The organism is Achromobacter sp. E1, from assembly GCF_037039475.1.
Classification (GTDB): Bacteria; Pseudomonadota; Gammaproteobacteria; order Burkholderiales; family Burkholderiaceae_B; genus Achromobacter; species Achromobacter mucicolens.
The window spans coordinates 2987672-3006881 of sequence record NZ_CP146253.1 but is presented as its reverse complement, the minus strand read 5'-3'; the positions used below and the strand labels follow the sequence as shown (position 1 = coordinate 3006881).

The 19210-nt window shown below is 64.9% G+C and carries 20 protein-coding genes; 12 read left to right on the top strand and 8 right to left on the bottom strand.

The window, feature by feature from the left end:
• The first annotated feature begins 175 nt into the window (after positions 1-175).
• Positions 176-601 carry a universal stress protein gene (locus tag V6V88_RS13830; protein ID WP_280002150.1) on the top strand — a complete coding sequence of 142 codons (426 nt, stop codon included), beginning with the start codon at positions 176-178 and terminating at the stop codon, positions 599-601.
• Between the two features lie 21 nt (positions 602-622).
• On the opposite strand, the gene V6V88_RS13825 is transcribed toward V6V88_RS13830, so the two are convergent.
• Positions 623-1996, bottom strand: a complete 1374-nt coding sequence (locus V6V88_RS13825) for an MBL fold metallo-hydrolase (protein WP_280002148.1) — start codon at positions 1994-1996, stop codon at positions 623-625.
• Positions 1997-2162: 166 nt separating this feature from the next.
• On the opposite strand from V6V88_RS13825, the gene V6V88_RS13820 reads away from it, so the two are divergent.
• The 7 genes from V6V88_RS13820 to V6V88_RS13790 all read left to right on the top strand — a co-directional run bounded on the left by V6V88_RS13820 (position 2163) and on the right by V6V88_RS13790 (position 8341).
• Positions 2163-2618 (top strand): CBS domain-containing protein, encoded by a 456-nt coding sequence (locus tag V6V88_RS13820; protein WP_056317885.1) that lies wholly within the window; start codon positions 2163-2165, stop codon positions 2616-2618.
• Positions 2619-2647: 29 nt separating this feature from the next.
• Complete coding sequence (locus V6V88_RS13815; RefSeq protein WP_280002146.1) at positions 2648-3163, top strand: hypothetical protein; 516 nt, start codon at positions 2648-2650, stop codon at positions 3161-3163.
• A gap of 161 nt (positions 3164-3324) precedes the next feature.
• Complete coding sequence (locus V6V88_RS13810; protein ID WP_175155490.1) at positions 3325-4413, top strand: PAS domain-containing sensor histidine kinase; 1089 nt, start codon at positions 3325-3327, stop codon at positions 4411-4413.
• Positions 4410-5063 carry a response regulator transcription factor gene (locus V6V88_RS13805; RefSeq protein ID WP_062839547.1) on the top strand — a complete coding sequence of 218 codons (654 nt, stop codon included), beginning with the start codon at positions 4410-4412 and terminating at the stop codon, positions 5061-5063. The genes V6V88_RS13810 and V6V88_RS13805 overlap by 4 nt, the downstream gene beginning before the upstream one ends.
• A 185-nt stretch (positions 5064-5248) precedes the next feature.
• A complete protein-coding gene (locus V6V88_RS13800; protein WP_280002143.1) occupies positions 5249-5983 on the top strand; it encodes a helix-turn-helix domain-containing protein in 735 nt (244 codons plus the stop codon).
• A gap of 145 nt (positions 5984-6128) precedes the next feature.
• A complete protein-coding gene (locus tag V6V88_RS13795; protein WP_280002141.1) occupies positions 6129-6542 on the top strand; it encodes a hypothetical protein in 414 nt (137 codons plus the stop codon).
• The gene (locus V6V88_RS13790) at positions 6539-8341 is read left to right on the top strand and encodes an alpha/beta fold hydrolase (RefSeq protein ID WP_280002139.1); all 1803 of its coding nucleotides are present in this window, start codon (positions 6539-6541) and stop codon (positions 8339-8341) included. Before V6V88_RS13795 ends, V6V88_RS13790 begins: the two co-directional genes overlap by 4 nt.
• Positions 8342-8367: 26 nt before the next feature.
• On the opposite strand, the gene V6V88_RS13785 is transcribed toward V6V88_RS13790, so the two are convergent.
• A complete protein-coding gene (locus V6V88_RS13785) occupies positions 8368-9690 on the bottom strand; it encodes a tetratricopeptide repeat protein (protein WP_280002138.1) in 1323 nt (440 codons plus the stop codon).
• 394 nt (positions 9691-10084) lie between these two features.
• Between V6V88_RS13785 and V6V88_RS13780 the strand changes: the two genes are divergently transcribed.
• Positions 10085-11020 (top strand): SMP-30/gluconolactonase/LRE family protein, encoded by a 936-nt coding sequence (locus V6V88_RS13780; protein ID WP_280002136.1) that lies wholly within the window; start codon positions 10085-10087, stop codon positions 11018-11020.
• A gap of 7 nt (positions 11021-11027) precedes the next feature.
• Here V6V88_RS13780 and V6V88_RS13775 read toward each other — a convergent pair whose 3' ends face one another.
• Both V6V88_RS13775 and V6V88_RS13770 read right to left on the bottom strand, forming a co-directional pair.
• Entirely contained in the window at positions 11028-11513 is a 486-nt protein-coding gene (locus V6V88_RS13775; protein WP_280002134.1) for a DUF6644 family protein, read from the bottom strand.
• 13 nt (positions 11514-11526) lie between these two features.
• Entirely contained in the window at positions 11527-11865 is a 339-nt protein-coding gene (locus V6V88_RS13770) for a DUF6152 family protein (RefSeq protein WP_338615271.1), read from the bottom strand.
• A 585-nt stretch (positions 11866-12450) separates the two neighbouring features.
• Here V6V88_RS13770 and V6V88_RS13765 point away from each other — a divergent pair.
• The 3 genes from V6V88_RS13765 (at position 12451) to V6V88_RS13755 (ending at position 15263) form a co-directional block, all read left to right on the top strand.
• A complete protein-coding gene (locus V6V88_RS13765) occupies positions 12451-13800 on the top strand; it encodes an APC family permease (RefSeq protein WP_280002130.1) in 1350 nt (449 codons plus the stop codon).
• Between the two features lie 42 nt (positions 13801-13842).
• Positions 13843-14715, top strand: coding sequence for a class I SAM-dependent methyltransferase (locus tag V6V88_RS13760; RefSeq protein ID WP_280002128.1), 873 nt, complete (start codon positions 13843-13845; stop codon positions 14713-14715).
• 83 nt (positions 14716-14798) lie between these two features.
• Entirely contained in the window at positions 14799-15263 is a 465-nt protein-coding gene (locus V6V88_RS13755) for an Rrf2 family transcriptional regulator (protein ID WP_056317851.1), read from the top strand.
• Between the two features lie 6 nt (positions 15264-15269).
• On the opposite strand, the gene V6V88_RS13750 is transcribed toward V6V88_RS13755, so the two are convergent.
• From V6V88_RS13750 to V6V88_RS13735, 4 genes are all read right to left on the bottom strand, one after another.
• The gene (locus V6V88_RS13750) at positions 15270-16577 is read right to left on the bottom strand and encodes a HipA domain-containing protein (protein ID WP_280002124.1); all 1308 of its coding nucleotides are present in this window, start codon (positions 16575-16577) and stop codon (positions 15270-15272) included.
• Positions 16578-16593: 16 nt separating this feature from the next.
• Positions 16594-16938, bottom strand: a complete 345-nt coding sequence (locus V6V88_RS13745; protein ID WP_062839481.1) for a helix-turn-helix transcriptional regulator — start codon at positions 16936-16938, stop codon at positions 16594-16596.
• 123 nt (positions 16939-17061) lie between these two features.
• A complete protein-coding gene (locus V6V88_RS13740; protein ID WP_223576497.1) occupies positions 17062-18015 on the bottom strand; it encodes an LD-carboxypeptidase in 954 nt (317 codons plus the stop codon).
• 245 nt (positions 18016-18260) lie between these two features.
• The gene (locus V6V88_RS13735; protein WP_223575511.1) at positions 18261-18968 is read right to left on the bottom strand and encodes an RNA pseudouridine synthase; all 708 of its coding nucleotides are present in this window, start codon (positions 18966-18968) and stop codon (positions 18261-18263) included.
• Between the last annotated feature and the right edge of the window lie 242 nt (positions 18969-19210).

Genomic DNA, 19210 nt, shown 5'->3' with positions numbered 1-19210 from the left:
TCTTGCGCGGGTGCGCCTGGCAAATATTGACCTTCGTCAACGCGCGAGCGGGGACGCCGCGGTCGGGGTGGGGCCCAAACCTTGATTCCAGTCAATGGCCGGGGCATCATTCGCGTCATGATGGTTGCAGGCAGCCGAGGCTGCGCCTTTCCTACCCCCAAATGTTGAGGCCACTGTGAAGAACGTACTCATTCCCATCGACGGCTCCGAAAACGCCTTGCGTGCCGTGAAGTACATGATCGATCACATCCGTGAGCATGGCGACTGCGCGATCCACCTGCTGAACGTGCAAATACCCATTGTGTCGGGCGCCGTCCGCGCGTTCGTCACGCCGGAAATGATCCGGGACTACTACGAGGATGAATCCAGCGCCGCGCTCGCCGAGGCGCGGTCGGTCCTGGATGCCGCCGGGGTCAGCTATCAAACGCAGATGCGCGTGGGGCCGGTGGCCGCAACGATCACCGCCTATGCCTCCGAACAGCACTGCGACCACATCGTCATGGGTTCGCGGGGGCTGGGAGCCGCAGGCAGCCTGCTGCTCGGGTCGGTGGCGCTGAAAGTGCTGCACACCGCCCACATACCGGTCGTCATGATCAATTGACCAGGCGGGCGCCACGCCGGATCAGTTCAACACGGCGGTTTCGGACGGCTCGACAGGATGGCAGCGCCAGCCAAGTTCGTCCTTGATGCGCAGGCGCAGCGCGTCGGCTGCCGCGGGTTCTCCGTGCACGATGTACGTATGCCGGGGCGCGCTTGAGAATCCACGAAGCCAGCGCAGGATTTCGTCGGCGTCCGCATGCGCCGACAACATCGACAGGTTGTCGACCTCGGCGCGCACCGGCACATATTCTCCATGTATCTTGACTTGACGGGCGCCATCCAGCATGGCGGCCCCGCGCGTTCCCATCGCCTGGAAGCCGGCAAAGAGGATCGTGTTACGAGGGTCTCTGGCATAGTGCTTGAGATGGTGAATGACCCGTCCGCCCGTGGCCATGCCACTGGCCGAAAGAATGATCTTGGGCATCGGCGAGCGGTCCAGCGCCTTGGATTGTTCGACGTCAGTGATGCAGGTGGCAACGCCGAACGCGGCCCTGGCATCCGCGCGCGGCAATCGCTGATCAGCCGTGTGCCGTAGATAGACGTCGACCGCGCTGCTGGCCATCGGACTATCCAGGTAAATGGGCAGGTCGCGAGGAATGCCTCCGGCCAGCCTGAGCCGCCACAGGTGAAACAACAGGAGCTGGGCGCGGCCGACGGCAAACGCCGGAATCACAAGAGAGCCCCCCCGCCGGATGGTGCGCTGGATGATGCCGGCCAGCGTGTCCGGCACGCTTTGCGTGCCGTGGCTGCGATTGCCGTAGGTGGATTCGACAATCAGATGATCCGCCTGCGTCACGGCCGCGGGCGGCGGCATCAGCGGGTCGTCATAGCGACCCAGGTCGCCGGAAAAAACCAGTCGTCCGCCCGGGTAATCGAGTTCGACGATGGCGGCGCCCAGGATGTGGCCGGCGCGCGACAACCTGACCTGCATTCCCCCCGGAAGCGGCATCGGCGCATCGAACGGCACCGGGCGGAGCGCGGCGATCGCTCTACGCGCGTCGGCGACCGTGTACAGGGGCAGCGCGGGACGATGGCGCGACAGGCCGTGGCGGTTCAGGTAATCGGCATCGGCTTCCTGCAAGTGCGCGCTATCCAGCAAAAGCAATTCGCACAGGTCGCGCGTCGCTTCGGAGCAATAGATCGGGCCGGCGAAACCCTCCCGCACGAGCCTGGGCAGATATCCCGAATGGTCCAGGTGCGCGTGCGACAGCAGCACGGCTTCGATTTTCGAGGGCGCCACGGGAAACGGCGCCCAGTTGAGCAGCCGTAGCGGCTTGAGCCCCTGGAACAACCCGCAATCCATCAGGATCAGCCGCCCGGACGCATCCAGCAGATGACGCGAGCCGGTCACGGTGCCGGCGGCCCCGCAAAAGTGTATGCGCAGCTTCTGTGTCATGGATCGACTCCTGACTGTCTGACCAAGTTTTCGCTAATAAGCAGCATTGATGTGGCAGGCCCATCCTTGCTTGACCAATGTCAAGATAACCGCCGGGCGCGAGATCAACATAGGACCGACAAGCAAACAGGCGAGGGGCGTGCCCCCGCCACCCAGGAGAAATGCCATGAAAGCGCGCGACCTCATGACCGCGACCCCATACTGCGTATCCCCGCGTACCCCGGTCTCGCAGATTATGCGTGCCATGCTGGATCGAGACATCAGCGCCGTGATGGTGACGGGCGATGACGGCGCGTTGATCGGCGTGGTCAGCGAAGGCGATCTGGTGCGGCGCCAGGACAGCGCGCATCAGAGAAAGGTGAACCACTGGCTGTCGCTCCTGGCAGAAGGCGAGGCACTGAATCTGGAGTTTCTGCACAGCCTTCAACTGGGCGAGCAGACGGCATCGGCCGTGATGAGCAGCCCTGCCATCACGGTGGATGAGTCCGCCGACCTGTCCGAAATTGCAGACGTGCTGCTCAAGCGCGGGATCAAGCGGGTTCCCGTAGTCCGGCAGGGAAAACTGGTCGGCGTGGTCAGCCGCCGGGACATTCTTCAGGCGCTGCTGGCCCAGGAAGTCTGAGGCCGTCGTTGCGGCCAGGAGTGAACGCCATGCGGATCGGCATCGTCTTTTATTCACGCACCGGCACAGGACGCACCGTGGCCGAGCGGCTGGCATCGATCACGGGATGGGAGGTCCACGAAGTGCGGGACGCATCGTCACGCATCGGGCTGGCCGGCGACCTTCGCTGCGTCACCGATTGCCTCTTCAAGCGCCAACCCGAGATTCGCTATGCCGGCCCTGCCCTGGACCAGTTCGACCACGTGATTTTGATCACGCCAGTCTGGCTTCGATCGCTCGCGGCCCCCATGCGCTCGTTCCTGACGACGCAGGGGCGGCTGATCAAGACCTACTCCGTCATTTGCGTGATGTCGGGCTATGGCGGATTCCGGGCTGTCGATGACATCGCCGCCGTCGTGGGCGCAAAGCCCCGCGGCATTCTTCTGCTCAAGCAGTACGACGTGTTGGCCGAAGAGTGCGACGCGTCCCTTTGCCGGTTCAAGGAAAGGACGCTCGCGGCCTGGGAATCGGGCGGGAGCGACTCGCTGCTGTCGGCCGTTGACTGAGCGGCGCTCGGGCACAAGTCCAAGCCCGGCTGACCAGATCCGCCGCCTGCACTAGTGCACGTGGCGGTAGCCCACGCGCGGCCCTCGCCGCTTGCGGAATTGTGTGTTGCAATGGACAAGTTCCCCCTGGAAGGGCGATCCCGGCACCCACATATCCAGCAATGAAGCTCTCCTCTGGCGCGCCTCCGCTGCTCGATATCATTCAGTCCGCCACAGAACCGATCATCACGATCGACGCGTTGCAACACATCGTGATGTTCAACGCTGCGGCGGAACGCGTGTTCATGCTTTCCGCCGACCAGGCCATCGGCGCCAGCGTGGACATCCTGATCCCGCTGCGCTTTCGCGCCGTTCATGCCAAGCATGTTGGCCGCTTCATGACCACCGGAATTTCCGATCGCCAGATGGGCCTGGGCGCGCCGTTATGGGGCCTTCGGTCCAACGGCGAAGAGTTTCCGATGGAAGCTTCGATCTCGCAGACCTGCACCAGCGCCGGCGTGTACCTGTCGATCTTTCTGCGCGACATCACGGAGCGCCAGCGTATCGATCAGGCCTTGAGGGCATCCCGAGACGAGCTGACCCGCCTGTCCAATGCCCTGCTCCACGTGCGCGAGCAGGAAAAGAAGCACATTGCGCGCGAGCTCCATGACGACCTGGGCCAAAGCCTGACGGCGCTGACGATGGAGCTGTCCCAACTTGAACCGATCCTGGCGTCCGACAACGTCGAGGCGCGCGAGCGCGTGCGGTCCATGCGGCAGCTCATCAAGGCCACGTTCAAGTCGCTGCGGCGCATCGCCTCGGACCTGCGGCCCGTCATGCTCGACGATCTTGGACTGGCGGCGGCGGTCGAATGGCTGGTGGCCAATTTCGTTTCCCGCTATGGCGTCGATACGGAATCGGACATCCGGATCGGCCCCGCCGAACCGGCAAAGCAAGTCGCCACCACCCTGTTCCGCGTCGTGCAGGAGGCGCTGACCAATATCGCCAAGCATGCGCAGGCCAGCGCCGTCCAGGTGCGCCTTGTCTGTGACGACTCGCATTGCGCGCTGACCGTTTCCGACAACGGCGTCGGAGCCACGCCGGAGAGTCTGGCCAAGAAGCTGCCGCTTTCGCTCGGCCTGCAGGGCATTCGCGAACGGGTCCGCCTGCTGGGCGGCGATGTTTCCGTTCACACCCGCAGGAAAGGCGGGTTTCGCCTGGAAGTGCGCATCCCGGTCCGCCCGCCCGACTCGCAATGGGAGGCGACATGATCAACGTCATGCTTGCCGACGACCATACATTGCTGCGCGAAGGCCTGAGGCGGCTGCTCGAGCAGGCCGCAGACATCCGCGTCGGCGGCGAAGCCGGCAACGGCAACGAAGCGCTGAACCTTCTGGCCGAGGGGCAATGGGATCTTCTGGTGCTGGACATGTCGATGCCCGGGCGCGACGGCGTCGATCTGATCCGGCACATCAAAAATTCCCACCCGGACGTTCCCATCCTGGTGCTCACGATGCACGGCGAGCAGCAATACGCCGTCCAGGCGATCAAGGCGGGAGCGGCGGGCTACCTGACCAAGGACAGCGCCAGCGAAGAGCTGGTGCAGGCGGTGCGCAAGGTGGCCGGTGGCGGGCGGTATCTGAGCCAGTCGCTGGCCGAGAGCATTGCATTTGACCGGTACGGCCATGCGGAATCGCTGCCCCACGCCCTGCTGTCCGACCGGGAATTGTCGGTTTTCCGCCATCTGGCGTCGGGCATGAACAATTCGGACATCGCACAATTGCTGTTCGTGAGCGTCAAGACGGTCAGCACGTATAAAAGCCGGATATTGATCAAGCTGCACTTGCGCAATCAGGCGGATCTGGTCCGTTACGCGATACGGCACCGGCTCGTCGACGATGACGACGCCCCTTCGCGCTAAGCAAGCTGTAGGAATTTGCCTACATCTGTAGGCGTCGTCGGCCAAAACCTGGCGATCTGCGCTGATAGCGCACGGCAGCGCGGCATCCGATACTAGCCCCCAAAGCGATACCGACAAGGCGATACGGGCAAGGCGATCGGCCTGCTGCCGTGTCACCGCCACATTCCCCCCGAGGAGCCGCGGCCATGGACTCACCCATCGTTGTCACGAACTACACGGACAGTGCGACAGGCGTGTCCGCCGATTGCGACCGTTGCGCCCTGGCCCGGATCTGCCGCGCAGGATCGGACGCGGCCAGGCCCCCCCTGAGCGACACGGTTCGCTGCCGGCGGCTGATTCACCGCGGCGAATCTGTCTACCGCGCGGGAGACGCGTTGCAGAACCTGTATGTGCTGCGGTCAGGGTCGGTGAAGCTGCGCGCGACCAACCGGGCCGGCCTCGAGCAGATCATGGGCTTTCCGTCCGCGGGCGCGTTGCTGGGCCTGGATGCCATTGAGAGCGGCACCCATCGCTGCGATGCCATCGCGCTCGAGGACTCGCTCGTCTGCGTACTGCCGTTCTCGGACATCATGGGCAGATGCCGGGATGATTTCTCGTGCGCGCAGCAGTTCCACCGCTTGATCGCTCACGATATCGATCAGTACCGGCGGCTTTTGCTGACCCTGGGGTGCATGAAGACCGAGCAGCGGGTCGCCGATTTCCTGGTGGGAATGTCGGATCAGATGTCGGCCAATGGCTACTCTCCCCTCTCCTTCACCTTGAAGATGACGCGCGAGGACATCGCCAATCATCTGGGCATGAAAGTCGAGACGGTCTGCCGCGTGCTGGGCCGCCTGCAGGAGGCCTCGCTGGTCAACGTATCCCGGCGACAGCTCCAGATCCGCGACGTCGATGCGCTGCGGCAGATGAGCAGCGGGTAGGCATGCCTGCGCCTTGCAGGATGTCGTTCGGAACTTGAGTTTGGTCAACATGCCGGTCTCGGGCAGGCCTATTCTGGTTGAAGCAAGCCGGTCGGCCGCCGAAGTGCCGCGTCGAGCGGTTACGCGTGACCTGGAGGATGACCTTATGCAACCCGACTATGAACCCTACGTGGCGCTATACAAATACGGAATTCATTCTGCGCTGGCCGCGGCCACCGGTTATTTCGAATTCGCGCGGCAGCTCCGCTCGCTGCAGCTCAAGACCGACAAGGAAATGCTGGCATTCGCCCAGGAAGCCAATGCCCAGGTCAACGCTGCGACCTCTCTGACCGCCATGTGCGCCCTGCACCAAAAATTGATGACGGATCTGATGGGCCGCGAGTTCAGCTATATGAAGGAAATGGAGAAGATCGCGCGCGAGACGTCCACCATGACCGCCGCAGCCCTGCGTGAGAGCAAGAATCCCTGGCAAGAAAGAATGTCGCAGATCGCGGAAAGCACGGCCAAATTCCTTGCCGACGGCAATGCCGTGGCCGCAATGACGCGCGCCAGCCAATGACGCATGTGAGGGTCGCGAAGGCGCATCCGGTCGCGGAACCCGTTACCGACTCTTCGGCATCGGCGCCGCCTGTCGCGGACAACGCGCTGGCGGCGCTGGACTATTTCAGCGCGGCGCTCATCGCGCAGCTGACGGGCGGCATTTCACCAAGCGCCCTCGCGCTCGCGATGGCCGACTGGCTGATCCACCTGGGGGCCGCGCCTGGCAAGCAGATCGGATTGGCGCTGCAGGCGGGAAACGCCATCCAGGCGCTCAGCGCGCATGCCGCGATGGCCCTGGCGGGCCGCCCTCACGTCTGTCCCGAGGCTGCCCTTGACCGCAGGTGCGCCGCGCCGGCCTGGCGGGCTGAACCCTTCCAATATTGGCAGCATTGCTTTTCCGAAGCGCGCAAGTGGTGGGCCGAGGCCACGACGCGTGTGCCGGGAGTCTCCGCCCATCACGCCGACGTCGTTTCCTTCTGCGCAAGCCAATGGTGCGACGTCTTTGCGCCTGCCAACTTTCCCTGGTCCAACCCCGAAGTGATTCAGCGTACGGTGACCGACAGGGGCCTGAACCTGGTTCAAGGGATGGGCCATCTGGCAGAGGACATGCGGCACAGGTTGTTGGGCCTGCCGGAGCCCGGCCTGGAACGGTTCGAGGTGGGCGTCAACGTGGCGGTGACCCCGGGCACGGTGGTGTACCGCAATCACTTGATCGAACTGATCCAGTACGCGCCCTCCACGCCGCAGGTCCGCCCGGAGCCCATTTTGATCACGCCGGCGTGGATCATGAAGTACTACGTGCTGGATCTTTCACCCGGCAACTCCCTGATCCGCTACCTGGTGGCGCAAGGGTTCACGGTGTTCTGCATCTCGTGGCGCAACGTCGATGCGCGCGACCGCGACCTCTGCCTGGACGACTACCGCCGCCTGGGCTTCATGGCGGCAATGGCGGCGGTCAATCGATGCGTGCCCGGCCAGCGCGTGCATGCCGTGGGGTACTGCCTGGGCGGCACGCTGCTGGCCATTGCGGCCGCGACCATGGCAGGCGACGCGGACGACCGCCTTGCCACGATCTCCCTGCTGGCGGCGCAGACCGACTTCACCGAGCCCGGTGGCCTGGGCTTGTACATCGACGCGAGCGAGGTGCATATGCTGGAAAGCGTCATGTGGGCGCAGGGCTACCTGTCCGCCGGACAAATGGCTGCGGCCTTCCAGTCCTTGCGGCCCATCGAGGATGTCGCCAGCCGAGCCGTGCAGACCTATTTTCTGGGTCAGCGCATTCTTCCGAACGACCTCGTCGCGTGGAATGCGGACTCGACGCGCATGCCGTACCGGATGCATGCGGAGTATCTGCGCAAACTGTTTCTGAACAACGAACTGGCGGCCGGTCGATTCGAGGTGAACGGCCGCACGATTGCCTTGCGCAACATCCGCACGCCCATCTTCGCGCTGGGTGCGGTCAACGATCACATCGCGCCCTGGCGTTCCGTATTCAAGATCCATTACCTGACGGACGCGGACATACGCTACGTCTTGACCAGCGGCGGCCATAATGCCGGCGTCGTGAGCGAGCCGGGGCATCCGGGCCGCTGGCACCGGCTTTCCGCGGGGCCGAAGGATGATCTGCGCGCGGGTCCGGACGAATGGCTGGCCGCAACCATGCAATGCGGCGGATCGTGGTGGCCGACATGGACCGAGTGGCTGGCCCATCGCTCAGGGCCCTTGCGGCCCGCACCATCCGGCGTTGCCGGGCGGCGGCCCGACGACGATCCTGCCGCGCCGATGGCCGCGCCGGGCAGCTATGTCATGCAGAAATGACGCGTCTCAAGGCCACGGTTGCGCGCCTACAGCGCCGCGGCCCGCGCGGCAAGCGCGCGGTTGCCCGCGCTGCCGGGCTTGAGGGCCATGCGTTCGGCAGTCAGCACCTTGGCCAGGGAGCGCGCGCCGTCGCGCAACGCCGCTTCCACCAATGTCAGCGCCAGCACGTCGCGCTGCGCGTGGCTGCCGCCGAATCGATGCGCAATTAGGCGCACGTCCCGCAGCAGGTTGACGGCAAGCGCGTAGTCTTGCCGGGCGAACGCGGCCAGCGCGTGCGCCACGGGCAATCCCACATCCCGGGTCATCATCGCGTTCGTGCCCGTGCCGTCCGCCGCCGTTTCCATCGACTCGATGAGCGCCTGGGCGGCAGCGCCGTCGCCCGCGCCCAGATAGGCCATCAGCGCATGCACGTCATTGAAGGCGTAGAACCCCGCGCCGCCACGCGTCTGCCAGACATCGGCAAGTTGGCGCCATCGCGAGCCGGCATCCACGCCTCGCAAATGCAGACGCCACAGCATGGCGGAGGCGTCAATCAGATCCAGCACCTGGTCCGTGGAAGCTTCCCGCAGCCTGCTGTCGTACAACGCCAGCACGTCGCCAATCTCGTCGCGATCCAGCTGAAACAGAGCCAGATGCCACCAGTTGTGGATGGCCAGCATGTTGTCCTCGGACCAGTCGCCCCGTCTTCCGTTCAGCCAGGCGATACCCTCGTCGATCCGGCCCTGCATTTCCAGGACGTGAGCGACGGCGTGCACGGCCCAGGGATCGCGCGGGTTGAGCTCCAGCGCGCGGCGCCCTTGCGCCTCGGCTGGCCCGTACAGGTTCGTCTCTTCCAACCCGAACGCGTGCATGCCCAAGACGTAGCCGTAGTCGGGCATCGAGCGGTCCCAGGCGGGCAGGATGCCGGCGACGCGGTCGCGCAGCATGGTCGAGCGGCCAAGCAGGAAATCGCCAATGTGGCCAACCTGCAGCGCCAGCGTGTCGTGCGGATAGTCGGCAAGGATGTCGGCATAGCGCCGCAAGGATCGGGAGCATTCCCCGTCGAGCCAGGCGCGGGCCGCGGCGGTGTGGCGGCGTTCGCGATCGTTGGCAATGTCGTAGAGCGCTTCGGCGGCTTGCACGCTTTCACGCAGCAGCGGTTCGACGCATTTGTCGCTGGCGGTGATCATCATTCCCGCGCGCAGCAGATGGCCCATCACGAAAACGGGGTCATCGGCCAAGGCCTCGTCAATGACGCCCAGCGGATCGCCGTAGTAGCCGTGAAACAGGCTTTGCGCCCGCTCGTAGGCGGCCATTGATGCCGGTTCATCGCTGGAAACCGGGTTGCCCCGTACATCGCTCAGCGCCATGGTGGTCTCCCAGAGGCCGGCCCGCGACGGGCTTGGAAAATCTTCAAAAATATAAGCATGGTTGCGGCGTTTCGGCAAAACGCAGTTGCGCTAGTGCGGTTGCACCGGACGCGCGGGCCGCCGCTGCCCGATTTCACGCCCGCGAGGAATGCGCCGTCAGCGCCAGAAACCCCAGGAACACGTACGCCGCGATTCCGGCGCGAGCGGCCACATTTCGCGACATGGCGCTCATACAGACTTGGCCATGTGCTGCGCGGCACCCGAAAATGAACTGACGCCCGGCGCCTCCCGCGCCGGGACGATGGGCAGTCCAGGCAGGCGGCTTGCTGCTGACGGTGGATGGGCACGGCGGCGCCACCCCGGCAAGCTGCCGCCTGCCTATACAGGAGGCTATATGTGGGAACCCACCGAGCGCTATCCCGATCCCGCCATTGAGGTCCTGGATCCCCGATTCCAGACGATCCGGCTCACCAACGCCGGCGTCGAACGATTGGCGAGCGGCATCCGGTACGGCGAAGGCCCGGTGTGGTTCGGTGACGCGAGGTGCCTGGTCTGGAGCGACATCCCCAATAACCGCTTGATGCGCTGGGACGAAGAAACGGGCGCCGTATCGGTGCACCGCAAGCCGTCCGGGTACATCAACGGCAACACGCGCGACCGTCAAGGCCGGCTGGTCAGCTGCGAACATGGCGGTCGACGCGTGGTCCGCACCGAATACGATGGCTCGCAGACCGTGCTGGCCGACCGTTTCGAGGGCAAGCGCTTGAACGCGCCGAACGACGTCGTCGTGCACAGCGATGGGTCGGTCTGGTTCTCCGACCCGCTATTCGGGATTCTCTCCAACTACGAAGGCTTTCAGGCGCAACCCGAGCTGCCGACGCATGTTTACCGCCTGGATCCGGACTCCGGCCGGCTGGACGTCGTGGTAAGCGGCATCCACAACCCCAACGGCTTGTGTTTTTCGCCGGACGAGCGACTGCTGTATGTCGTGGACAACGGTTCGACGCCGAATCGCATCCTGGTCTACGCGGTGGGACAGGACGGGTCGCTGGACGACGGCCGCACGTTTGTCGAGGCAAACACCGGCGCGATTCCCGACGGCATACGCTGCGACACCGACGGCAATGTCTGGGCGGGCTGGGGCCCGGGCCCGGCCTTGAGCGGGGTGATGGTATTTGCGCCCGACGCCACGGCCATCGGCCGCATCGCCCTGCCCGATCGGTGCGCCAACCTGTGTTTTGGCGGGGCGCGCCGCAACCGGCTGTTCATGGTCACCGGGCAATGTCTCTTCGCGCTGTATGTGAATGCGCAGGGGGTCGGGTACTGCTGATGCCGGCCTACAGAAAGCCGATCCAGCGCCCCGCCACGAGACAACCCAGCCACAGCACCAGAGAGGCCGCCGCCTGAATGCGCAGCGCGGGCGACGGCGGACTTCCATTTGCTACGCTTGCCCAAGCCCTGCCCCGATTCACCAGCCAGGCGTTGACCGCGCCCGCCGCCAGCAAGCCCATCTTGGCCAGGAATGCCGGGTTGTACAGGTAGTCGAGCGGCCGCACCGAAAACAGCAGCGCCCCCGTCAACACCGCCAATGCCAAGCCCGTTGCGGCCGTGCGCGCCAAGACGGGCGCCAGGACGGCCAGCGCACCCGGCTTGAGTACGCCGAGCAGGCGCAGATCCAGCGGAATGATCGACCCGATCAGTAGACCAATGGCGACGATATGGGTGGCGTTGACGAGCAGATAGAGAACGCCGGACCGGCGCAGCCACAGCGCTGGGGGTACGGATTGAAGCTGTTCAAGCGCAAGTCGTAGCAGGTCAGGCATCTACGGCCCGCGGTCAGGGCTTCTTGATGCGGCTGGGATAGATATCGTAGGTCTTGCCGCCAACGGTCACCTGGACCGCCTTCATGCGCTTGGCGGCGGCGTCCTGGTCTCGGTTGCCGACGGCGGTGATGGCATCTCCGGGCTTGGCCGAGCCGTCGACGAAACCGGCTTCCTTCGTCTGACTTGGATTGCCAAGCTCGACGGTCCAGACGCCGTCCTTGGCCCGCACCTTGAGCGAGGGATGCGGTGGCGCGATCTGCACCTGCTCGACCGTGCCCTGCAGCGTCATCTGTTCGGATTCGGCCCACGACCAGCCGTGATGCGCCAAGGCCGACGGGGCAGCGCCGGTCATGGCGGACAGCGCCAAGGCGGCAAATAACGCGTGTCGGGAAAGCTACATGTCGATGCTCCTGTGGTTGCGGTGGCATGCCATTCCCCGCGCCGCGACGCAGGGTTGAGCGCACGAAAAAGCAGGATAGCAGCGCGTTTCCAACGTGCGGGGGAATTTATTGAACGCGCGCGGACAGAAAAACGTCGGCAGTACTTAAGAAATTACTTTAGATATTCAACTTCAACTATGAATTTTTAATCGGGTGTATTTTCCTTAAAACTCAATAGGTTGGACACCTAATATAAGACATTGCATGAATATCGAAATCTGCTGATCTCTGTTTTTGGATGACGCCAGGACCCAGGAAAACCCTGCGGAACTTTCCGCCGCCGGTCACGGTCGCTTTATGTTCAGGCAATTGTCAGCATATGCCGACATCTGCCGTGAGCATCCGTCCGCGCGTCCACCCCGGGAGAATTGCATGTCATCGCTCCGCTCGCGTTTGCCCGCGAATTTGTCCAACACTCTCACCACGCGCCCCCCGGATTTCCCGCTTGTTCCCCGCCTGCCGCTACGCGCCAATCCATGTCTGCGGCGCGCTCTCCCATGAGCGCCGTCCCTGATACGGTAAACGGCCGCGCGCCCACTGGCCTGTCGGTCATGGACGCGACCGTGGTGCTTGTCGGTGTGGTCATCGGGATCGGCATCTTCGGTTTTCCCCCTCTGGTCGCGCAGCACGCGCATTCGGAAGCGGTCTATATCGGTCTCTGGTGCGCGGGCGGACTCGTCATGCTGGTCGGGGCGCTTTGCTACGCCGAACTCGGCTCGGCGTATCCCGGCGCGGGCGGCGAATATCTTTATCTGACCCGCGCTTGGGGACGGCGCGTCGGGCTGATGTTCGCCTGGGCGCGCTGCTCCGTCATCCAGACCGGCGCGATCGCAGTCGTGGCATTCATCTACGGGGATTACGCACAGCGGCTCCTGCCGCTGGGATCCCAGGGCCCCGCTGTGCACGCGGCCATCTCCGTCGTCGTTCTGACGGGCCTGAACATGATCGGCACACGTTATTCCAAACGGCTGCAATGGGTTTTCACGGTGCTGACCCTGATTGCTCTGGCCGCGGTGCTGATCGCCAGCCTGACCGCGTCGGGCGGCGAGTCTGTCACTGCTGCTTCACCGGCCCCGCTGTCGGGCAATACCGCCGGGCTGCTCGGCATGGGGATGGTCTTCGTGCTGCTGACCTATGGCGGCTGGAACGAGGCCGCGTATCTTAGCGGCGAACTGCGCGATCCCGCGCGCAACATGAGCCGGGTGCTGCTCATCGGCACGGCGGTGGTCACCAGCGCCTATGTCCTGACCAACATCGCGCTGCTTGAGATCTTCGGACTACAGGGACTGCGGGACACGCCCGCCCTGGGTGCCGAGGTCATGCAGCTGGCCGCAGGACCCTATGCGGCGGCGCTGCTCAGCCTGACCATCTGCGCCACGGCGCTCAGCACCATCAACGGCACCATCATTACCGGCGCGCGGGTGTACTACGCGCTGGGCCGCGACGTGCCCCGGCTGCAGGCGCTGGCGGGCTGGAGCGCGCGCAACGAGACGCCTGTCAGCGCGCTAGTCGTTCAGGGCGTGATCACCCTTGCGCTGGTGGCGCTGGGCGCGTTCAGCCAGAACAGCGTGCAGACCATGGTGGCCTACACGGCGCCGGTGTTCTGGCTTTTCATGATGCTGGTCGCCGCCTCCGTCTGGCGCCTGCGCCGCCTGGACCCCGACCGCCCTCGTCCTTTTCGCGTTCCGCTCTTTCCGCTGCCCCCCTTGCTGCTGGCGCTGACCTGCGCCGGACTGGTCGTGTCCAGCGCCATGTATGCCGGCGCGGGCGCCCTGATCGGGCTGGCGGTGCTGGCGGCCGGCGCGCCACTGATGCGCCTGCTCAAGTCCGCCCAGGCCGCAAGCTGACTGGCTCTTCCCCTGTCCTCCACCGTCCAAGGAACCCTCACCATGCCACGCTCCCTCGACCATTCGAAAACCGCGTCCCAGGTATTCACCCCGCGCCTGCGCCTTGCGATGCTGGCCTCGGCGATGGCCTTCACGCTGCTGAGCGCGGGCGCCGCCATGGCGCAGACTGCCGCCGCGCCCGCCAAGGCCGGCGCCCAGAAAGCCTACGTGCCCGACGTCGGCCAGGAAGGCAAGGACGTCATTTGGGTGCCTACCCCGCAGACCCTGGTGGACAAGATGCTGGACATGGCCAAGGTCACCCCCAAGGACCGGCTGATGGACCTGGGCTCGGGCGACGGCCGCACGGTCATCACGGCCGCACAGCGCGGACTGACCGCGCAAGGCATCGAGTACAACCCCGACCTGGTCGAGCTGTCGCGCCAAAATGCCAAGCGCGCGGGCGTGGCCGACCGCGCCACGTTCGTGGCGCAAGACCTGTTCACCACAGATCTGTCCCAGGCCGATGTGATCACGATGTTCCTGCTCTCGACCATCAACGAGAAACTGCGCCCCAAACTGCTGGAGCTACCGGCCGGCACGCGCGTGGTGTCAAACACCTTCCGCATGGGCGACTGGGAGCCGGATGCCTCGGAAACCGTCACCGAGAACTGCCAGACCTATTGCACGGCGCTCCTGTGGATCGTGCCGGCCAAGGTGCAGGGCAAATGGGATCTGGGCGGGCAGACGCTGCAGCTTGACCAGCACTACCAGATGCTCTCGGGCAAGCTGGGGTCCGTGCCGATCTCCGACGCCCGGATGGACGGCAAGTCGATCACCTTCACCGCCAATGGCGTGCGCTACGCGGGCGAAGTGAACGGCCGCAGCATGAGCGGAAGCGCGGCCGGCAAAGGGGAATGGCAGGCCAAGCGGCTCTGATCGATGCCCTTGCCACGGGGCGCGGCTGTTCGGGTGCCGCGCCGCGTTGACCATGGCTGCCGTCATGCAATAGCATCTGTTGCATGAGAAGAGACAGCAAGCTTTCCGGCGTATTGCACGTTCTGCTGCATATGGCCGAGCGCCCCGGTCCCATGACCTCCGATGACCTGGGCCGCGTCATGCAGACCAATCCTGTCGTCATCCGCCGCATCATGGGCGGCCTGCGGCAACAGGGCCTGGTCCGATCCGAAAAAGGTCATGGCGGCGGGTGGACGATTTCGTGCGATTTCAAAGCGGTCACGCTGCGCGATATCTACGAAGCGCTGGGCGCGCCAGAGATCTTCGCCATGGGCAACCGCAGCGAATCGCCCGGATGCCTGGTCGAAGAGGCGGTCAATGCCTCGCTGGACGACGTGTTCGAACAGGCCCAGCAGCTGCTTCTGGACCGGCTCGGCAAGGTCACGCTAGCCGAACTGAGCCGGGATTTTCACGCGCGCATGGTCGAGCGCGGTCAGGCTTACGACCCGCACGCCGTGCACGAGGTTTGAGCGCCCCTATTCCCACGGCTGGCGCCACGCCATCAATGAGGCCTCGACGTGTTCGATTTCGGCCTGTGACATGCCAGCTTCTTCGTAGAACCGCCTGCGCTCGCCGACCACGCCCCGCACGCGGTCGATGATCGACCTGGCGGCCGCTTCCGAGCGGAGTCCGAAACGCCGGTACTCGGTCAGGCAATTGGCAAACGTGCTGTCGCGGCCGGCGGAGCCAATGTGAAGGTAGTGCCGCGCCGAGCCTTCCTGGGTCACCACATCAAAAAGCGGCGACAGCCGGTAGGTGCGCGCATCTTCGTCTTTCAGAAATCCGACATTCTTTAGATGGTCGTCGGTGTTGTGGACCGCGACGTTCAGGATCATGCGCGCGTACAGTTCGAGCAGATCCTGCACGGGATTGGACGAGATACGGCGCGCCACGTCGGCCAGGCGTGCGTAGGAATACGTGGCCTTGCCGCGCGGGCCATCAAGCTCGCGTTTGCCGATATTCACTGACGGGCTGATGAGCGAAGCGCCGCTAAGGAAGTGCCGCCGCGCGATGACCGGGTCCGCGCCCTGCCGGACCGGCAGCAGCTCGCGATCGAACCGGTGCGTCAGCAGCACGGCGCCCAGATGCGTTTGCGCCAGGCGGATCTGCGGCACGTTCAGGCCGATGGCCTTGGCCATCTGCAGGTTCGCGTATTCCACGCGCTGGCGGTCGTAGGATTCGCCCTTGCGCGGAAACTTGGCAATCCACATTTCGCCCGCCTCGTCCCGCACGATCGTCTTGGGCCGCGCCCCGCCGATATCCCATGAGCTGCCCAGGATGTCGCGATACAGCCCCTTGGGCTTGATGCCCTGGTCGATGTCGGTCAGAAGGTCCGCCAACGAATCCAGCTGGCTGACTTCGGGCAGCCGATAGGTCTTGCGCATGTTGGGTGTCAATTGCCGGGCGCTAAAAAAAAGCGCTCCCACGCCCATGCCCCGCCCCTTGAGCAGCACTTCGTTCTCTGTCACGCGGGCGCCCGCGTTGTCCACGCGCATTACGTTGCGGCCCCAGGCATCCGGCGCGGCGTCGAAAATCGCCCCCAGCGTCTGGTACCGGCTTTCGGTCCGGTAAGTGGTGGCGGAGTCGGTCAGTGGCAGATTGAGCGGATCCAGCGAAAACGCCCGCGGATCGTTCACGTAGGACTGCACGTAGGTGAATTCGGCGAAGAAGTGATTCTCGTCGCTGTCATCCAGGGTCAGGACGCCAGCGAGCACGGCTTCGCCCCGGATGTCCACATAGACGAAAAGCTCGCTTTCGACGGTTTTGGTTTTCTTGGCAGGCACGATGTCGACCGCCGGGTTACAGGCTGGACGGATCGGCGCGATGCGAATGCTGCGCCTTGCCGCTGCCCCGAGCGGGACGGCGCATGGCGTCAAGCCGTTTGCCCACCCCATCGAGGTCCGGGTCGCCCAATGCGAACACCTGGTCTCCATAGCCGTATAGCAACAACGCTTCAACGGCGAGCGCCAGGGAAACGCCGCCATCGCCGCGTTCCAGCCGGTTGATGGTGGCGCGCGACACGCCCATGCGGCTGGCCAGCATGGCTTCGGTTTCATTGCGGCGAAGGCGCGCGGTGCGGATGTGCGCGCCCAGGCGAGCCAACGCCTCGGCGGCCTCGAAACTGGGTTCGATTTTCTTTTTCATGACGCAATAATAGCGCCATGATTGGCTTTATGCACTATTAATGAGGCAAACCGATGCTGCTTTGTGAGCCATTAATAGCGCATAATTTTGACTTATGCGCTATTAATGAGACATTTCATCACATCAGCCGGTGGCTGCACGGATCACCGCCTGATCCAGCCGCAACCCTGCCCGTGCGGTGTCCAACGTGACGCGCGCCCCGAGCGGCAGGGTCAGGTTCGGATCGCCGTGTCCACTGGGCCAGCCAGCCAGCACCGGAATGCCTCGCGCGCCGAACTGTTCGAGTATCAGCGGATAAAGCAGGCTCTGCGCCTGCGCGTCGTCCAGATTTGTCCCGATGATGCGGGTGAAATTGCCCACGATCACACCTTGGACGCCGTCGAACTTGCCTGCGGCCGCCAGTTGGCTCAAGAGCCGGTCCACGCGCGGCAGCGCCTCGTTGACGTCTTCGAAAAACAGAATCGAATCGCGCGTGTCGATCTCGTGCCGGGAACCGATCAGCGCGGCAATAAGCGCCAGGTTGCCGCCCACCAGCCGCCCGCTTGCGGTGCCAGCCACCAGTTCCATGGCCCGGCTGTCCGGCGGCGGCTGGATCCACGCGCCCTCCCCGATCTGGCCGCTCAGCATCGCCAGCAGATGCGACTCGGTGGGTTCGCCCTTGCCTGCCACCAGATCCTGCGCCAGCATCGGCCCATGAAACGTGACAAAACCGGCGTGGCGCTGCATGGCCAGATGCAAGGCGGTGATGTCGCTGTAACCGATGAAGGGCTTGGGGTGTTGACGCAGCAGTCCGTAATCGAGCCTGTCCAGCAAGCGCCATGAGCCAAAACCGCCTTGCAGGCACCACACCGCGCCGATGTCCGGCGCGGCGAACGCTGCATGCAGATCATCCAGGCGCTGCACGTCGGTGCCCGCCAGGTATTCATACGGAGCGTCGAGCCGGGTCCGCGATGCCGGCATGATCACCGGAAAATAACCCCGGTCTTCGAGCCATTGCGCGGCAAGGTCGCTGGCGTTGGGCGCGGTCGATGCAGGCGCCACGATGGCGACCTTCGCACCCGGCCGCAACGCCGGCACGGGGGCGGCCGAGGGTTTCGCGTGCGACGGCGGCGGCACGGGGGGGCGGTTCAGGGCACCGGGTGACGACGTCTTCCGGCCGCCGGCGCAGCCCGCCAGGCCAAGCCCCGACAGGCACAGGGCGCCAGCATTCAACAGCATCCGCCGGCGTCTGGCGTCCGGCAGACCGGCATCCTGGTGCGAGCCGGATTCCGGACTGGGCCGGTTCAGGAGATTGGCGAACGGGGGGCTGGTCGGTCCGCGCATCAGAATCGCTCGTACTCCAGCCGGTAGCGCCATTGCCCGGCTGCAAGGCCTGCCATCGGCAAGCGCCCGATCCGCAGCCGCCGCAGGGCCAGCAGGCGCAGGCCTGCCGCTTCGCACACCGCTTCAATAAATCCGGGCATCGGCGACTTCAGCGCAAAGCGCAGATGGGTTTCGTTTTGCCAGCTCACCTTCATCGGGGTGGCCGGGCGGCCCTCATAGGCCATGCCGCGCTGCATGCGGGCCAGATCGGCCTCGCTGAGCTGGCCTTCGACCTGGGCGACGTACTCCTGCTCGACGTGTCGGCCTTCGTCAACCAGCTTGCGCGCCACCGCGAACTCCTGCGTGTACACGACCAGACCGCTTGCCGCGCGCTCAAGCGGCGTCACCAGCTTCAGTCCATTGAACATGCGCTTCAAGTAGCGCTGGCCGGAACGGTCGCCGGACATCAGGTTCTCGGGCAGGATCAGGTCGCGTGCCGAACCGGGCTGGTCGTCAGCGTACATGCCCGCTGGCTTGTGGATCAGGATGGTGACCGGACGGCCCTCTTCCAGCCGGGCGCCGGGCAGCAGGCTGACCGTCTGCGAGGCCGTGACCCGCAAACCGGGCTCTTCCTGCACCTTGCCGTTGACCGTGACCCAGCCTCCTTCGATGTAGCGCTCGGCATCTGCGCGTGAACACGGCAGCTCTGTGGCCAGCCGCTTGGCCAACCGCTCGGTGTTCGCGGCAGCGGGGGCTTGGGCGGGACGCTGGCCACGCGATGGCCTCGCGCTGGCTTGAGGCGCGCGATCTTTAGGCGCACGATTTTGAGGCGCACGATCCGGTCGGCTGCCTGGCCGGCTACCCGCGCCGCCGGTGCCGGGCTTTGCGGCGCGGCTCTTGATCCCTGGCTTGACCGCCGGTTGCGATCGGCCGGTCCCGCCGCTTGGGGCAGAACGAGCCGGCTTGGCCT

Bases quoted from the DNA above. Each gene is read 5' to 3' on its own strand.
- V6V88_RS13825 (WP_280002148.1), bottom strand. From the start codon at position 1,996: ATGACACAGAAGCTGCGCATACACTTTTGCGGGGCCGCCGGCACCGTG.
- V6V88_RS13820 (WP_056317885.1), top strand. From the start codon at position 2,163: ATGAAAGCGCGCGACCTCATGACCGCGACCCCATACTGCGTATCCCCG.
- V6V88_RS13815 (WP_280002146.1), top strand. From the start codon at position 2,648: ATGCGGATCGGCATCGTCTTTTATTCACGCACCGGCACAGGACGCACC.
- V6V88_RS13810 (WP_175155490.1), top strand. From the start codon at position 3,325: ATGAAGCTCTCCTCTGGCGCGCCTCCGCTGCTCGATATCATTCAGTCC.
- V6V88_RS13805 (WP_062839547.1), top strand. From the start codon at position 4,410: ATGATCAACGTCATGCTTGCCGACGACCATACATTGCTGCGCGAAGGC.
- V6V88_RS13800 (WP_280002143.1), top strand. From the start codon at position 5,249: ATGGACTCACCCATCGTTGTCACGAACTACACGGACAGTGCGACAGGC.
- V6V88_RS13795 (WP_280002141.1), top strand. From the start codon at position 6,129: ATGCAACCCGACTATGAACCCTACGTGGCGCTATACAAATACGGAATT.
- V6V88_RS13790 (WP_280002139.1), top strand. From the start codon at position 6,539: ATGACGCATGTGAGGGTCGCGAAGGCGCATCCGGTCGCGGAACCCGTT.
- V6V88_RS13785 (WP_280002138.1), bottom strand. From the start codon at position 9,690: ATGGCGCTGAGCGATGTACGGGGCAACCCGGTTTCCAGCGATGAACCG.
- V6V88_RS13780 (WP_280002136.1), top strand. From the start codon at position 10,085: ATGTGGGAACCCACCGAGCGCTATCCCGATCCCGCCATTGAGGTCCTG.
- V6V88_RS13775 (WP_280002134.1), bottom strand. From the start codon at position 11,513: ATGCCTGACCTGCTACGACTTGCGCTTGAACAGCTTCAATCCGTACCC.
- V6V88_RS13770 (WP_338615271.1), bottom strand. From the start codon at position 11,865: ATGACCGGCGCTGCCCCGTCGGCCTTGGCGCATCACGGCTGGTCGTGG.
- V6V88_RS13765 (WP_280002130.1), top strand. From the start codon at position 12,451: ATGAGCGCCGTCCCTGATACGGTAAACGGCCGCGCGCCCACTGGCCTG.
- V6V88_RS13760 (WP_280002128.1), top strand. From the start codon at position 13,843: ATGCCACGCTCCCTCGACCATTCGAAAACCGCGTCCCAGGTATTCACC.
- V6V88_RS13755 (WP_056317851.1), top strand. From the start codon at position 14,799: ATGAGAAGAGACAGCAAGCTTTCCGGCGTATTGCACGTTCTGCTGCAT.
- V6V88_RS13745 (WP_062839481.1), bottom strand. From the start codon at position 16,938: ATGAAAAAGAAAATCGAACCCAGTTTCGAGGCCGCCGAGGCGTTGGCT.